This is a genomic window from Pantoea sp. ME81 (genome assembly GCF_903970985.1).
Taxonomy (GTDB): Bacteria; Pseudomonadota; Gammaproteobacteria; order Enterobacterales; family Enterobacteriaceae; genus Pantoea; species Pantoea communis.
The window spans coordinates 1-2,033 of record NZ_CAJCKS010000325.1 but is presented as its reverse complement, the minus strand read 5'-3'; the positions used below and the strand labels follow the sequence as shown (position 1 = coordinate 2,033).

General features: G+C 58.9%; 2 protein-coding genes and 2 pseudogenes. All 4 read right to left on the bottom strand.

What is annotated here, in order from left to right; all coding sequences use genetic code 11:
* Positions 1–183 (bottom strand): annotated as a pseudogene (locus tag H7A81_RS26975) (type VI secretion system contractile sheath large subunit); the annotation flags it as partial.
* Positions 176–748: a type VI secretion system contractile sheath small subunit gene (gene tssB / locus H7A81_RS26970; RefSeq protein ID WP_052127451.1), complete on the bottom strand. Its 573-nt coding sequence runs from the start codon at positions 746–748 to the stop codon at positions 176–178. The pseudogene H7A81_RS26975 and the gene tssB, both read right to left, overlap by 8 nt.
* A 26-nt stretch (positions 749–774) precedes the next feature.
* The gene (gene tssA / locus H7A81_RS26965; RefSeq protein WP_182059305.1) at positions 775–1,794 is read right to left on the bottom strand and encodes a type VI secretion system protein TssA; all 1,020 of its coding nucleotides are present in this window, start codon (positions 1,792–1,794) and stop codon (positions 775–777) included.
* 11 nt (positions 1,795–1,805) lie between these two features.
* Positions 1,806–2,033 (bottom strand): annotated as a pseudogene (locus tag H7A81_RS27595) (hypothetical protein); the annotation flags it as partial.

The following is a 2,033-nucleotide window of genomic DNA, read 5'->3' as shown; positions in this document are numbered from 1 at the left end:
GTCGTAGGACACCGGCAGGCTATTTTCTAACGCCTGTTCAGCCAGGGTTTGCACTGCCTGCGTGATGGCATCACGCGCCTGGTCGTTATTCGGGCGAAACTCTTTGTTTAACAGCGCACTGAAGTCGCTCTGCGTGACGGTTTCCGTTTGCAGGCGTGCACTTTGGGATGCGGTATTACTCATCGTGTTTCTCCGTTTCGCTGTCTTGATTTGAGGCGGTGGCTGGCTTTGGTGCGGTGGCCAACGATTTCATTAAGGTCGGGTTTTGCAGCACTTCGGCGATCAGCGCTTCAGCACCGTTTTTGCCATCCATGTAAGAGAGCAGGTTGGAGAGTTGCGTACGCGCTTCCAGCAGCTCATTGAGCGGCTCAACACGGCGCACAATGGCATCGGGCAGGAAGTCGTCCATGCTGTTGAAGGTCAGATCCACACCGACTTTGCCTTCGCCGGTCAGAGTGTTATCAACGTGATACGCCAGATGGGGCTTCAACGCTTTCATGCGCTCATCGAAGTTATCGATGTCCACTTCAAGGAACTTACGCTCGGCGATCTCCGGCTGATCTTCGATGGGTTGCCCCACTAAATCAGCCATCACGCCCATCACGAAAGGCAGCTGCACCTTGCGGTCTGAGCCGTAGATCTCCACGTCATACTCAATCTGCACGCGTGGCGCACGGTTGCGCGAGATGAACTTCTGTCCACTGCGGGCGCGTTTAATGGTGGGGAAGTTAGCCATAGTGTTCTCCATGAGTTATGTGCCTGACATCAGGCGTTTTATTCGCCCGCACGGCCAAACAGGCCCTGCAGTTGGGTGACGGCGTCGGGCGCCAGGTCACGAATAATGTCGAGGAAATCGAGCTGAATCAGACGCTGCACGCGCTCCAGCATGATCGGTGCCGGATGGCTCGGTTCGTGCTGCTGAAAGTAGAGGCGCACTTTTTCCAGCATCAGTTCCGCATCCGCGCGGGAGTTGAGAGGCACCTGTTGCCAGTTCAGCGCGGCGGACAGAGGCGCCGATTGGGTGGAGTGCTCGGGTTCTGCCTGCACGGTGTCAGGCGCCGGAATCTCCTCCACTGGCGATGCTGCTTGTGTCGGCAACAACGGCAGTAGCAGCGCCAGCGCCTTCTCCGTGGCGGCCAGGTCGGGCATATCGGCGGTGTCCAGGTGCTGCTCTAGACAGAGGCGCAATGTGGTGAAGTGCTGCGCCAGGGTGCGAATAGCGGCAGCGCTGGCGTGATCAGGTTGCTGTAATGACTCACGCAGGCGCGGCACGCCGCCAGGAAAATCGCTGACTTCGGCTTTGCTGCCGTCCAGCAGGGCGATGGCATCACGCAGGGTGATCTCGCCGGTGCTGCTTTTGATCAACCAACAGTTGCGCAGCGCACGGCTAAAACCCGACTGGGGGCCGAGCGCAGCCAGGGCACTGACGCGCATCAGCAGATCCGGCTCGCCATCAAACTCCAGCGCCGGATGCAGCGTCGGCCAGTAGCGGGTCAGTGCTTCACTCAGCAGCGTGAGTCCTGCGGCACATCCGCGCAGGCCTTGGGTGTGCGTCCAGGCTTCACTGAGGATCAGCAACAAACGGATATCGCGGGTGCGGGTCAGTAACTGTTCCGCCTGCTGTGCCACCTGCTGCCAGTCTGGCGGCTCAGCGGGGATGATAGTGTTGCCAAACTGCTGCTCGGCTTTGCCGCTGCGCGCCTGTTCCAGCGCCATAAAGGCCGCGTCATATTCCAGGTCATCGCCACAGGGGGCATCGTCACGCAGCGGTTCAAGAAGGGCATCGACATTCATGTTTTTCACCGTTAAAACTGGCCAAACAGCGGCGGTTCGCCGCGGCTGGCGTGGGGTGGATTGAACAGGCGCAGAAAAAGTTGGGTAGTGAAGTTGCCGCTGTGTGAATGGCTGTAAAACGCGCTGCCGTCGGGAGAGCGGCGGGGAGGGAAAGAGGGTAAGGCCTGGTGGATGCATTGGAGCGGGGCGTGGGGTATAAAAACAACAGAATCACGTAACATGAAGCAATGCTCGTATAC